This is a genomic window from Arthrobacter sp. PsM3, from assembly GCF_030433895.1.
Classification (GTDB): Bacteria; Actinomycetota; Actinomycetes; order Actinomycetales; family Micrococcaceae; genus Arthrobacter.
The window spans coordinates 1-749 of sequence record NZ_JARUXE010000112.1; the positions used below are offsets into that span (position 1 = coordinate 1).

1 protein-coding gene is annotated in these 749 nt (G+C 64.8%); it reads right to left on the reverse strand.

Annotation, left to right across the window (positions count from 1 at the left end; genetic code table 11):
- Positions 1-732: formyltetrahydrofolate deformylase (locus QCD75_RS21805; protein ID WP_301231616.1), on the reverse strand; the 732-nt coding region annotated here is incomplete at its 3' end.
- Between the last annotated feature and the right edge of the window lie 17 nt (positions 733-749).

Here is a 749-nt window from a genome sequence, read left to right on the forward strand (position 1 = left end):
GATGATCGGGCCCTCGTCGAGCTCCGCGTTGACGTAGTGGGCGGTGGCGCCGACGGTCTTCACGCCGCGGGCGTGCGCCTGGTGGTAGGGCTTGGCGCCCTTGAAGCTGGGCAGGAAGGAGTGGTGGATGTTGATGGCGCGGCCATCGAGGCGGCGGGTGAGATCGTCGCTGAGGACCTGCATGTAACGGGCCAACACCACCAGTTCCACGTCGAGCCGGTCGACAAGTTCCATCAGGCTCTCCTCGGCCGCCGGTTTGGTGGCTGCCGTGACGGGCACGTGGAAGAAGGGGATGCCGTGCCATTCCACGATCCCCCGGTGATCCGGATGGTTCGAGACGACCCCGACAATGTCGATGGGCAGCTCGCCGATGCGGGCGCGGAACAGCAGATCGTTGAGGCAGTGCTCGAATTTGGACACCATGATCAGGACCCGGCATTTCGTCCCCTGGGCCCGCAGGTGCCACTGCATGCCAAACTTTTCGGCCACGGGCCCGAAAGCCTGCCGGAGCGAATCGAGGGTGGCCGGTCCGCCGGGGGAGTCCCCGGACGAGGCAAAGTGGAGCCGCATGAAGAAATGGCCGTCGTCCTGGGAATCGAATTGCTTGCTCTCCAGGATGTCGCAGCCCTGCTCCAGCAGGAATCCGGACACTGCGTGGACGATTCCCCGGGTTTCCGGGCAATCGAGGGTCAGAACGTAGTCGGCGGCGGTGCTGTTCGCGGTGCTGTTCAAGGTATCCACGGTCAGCA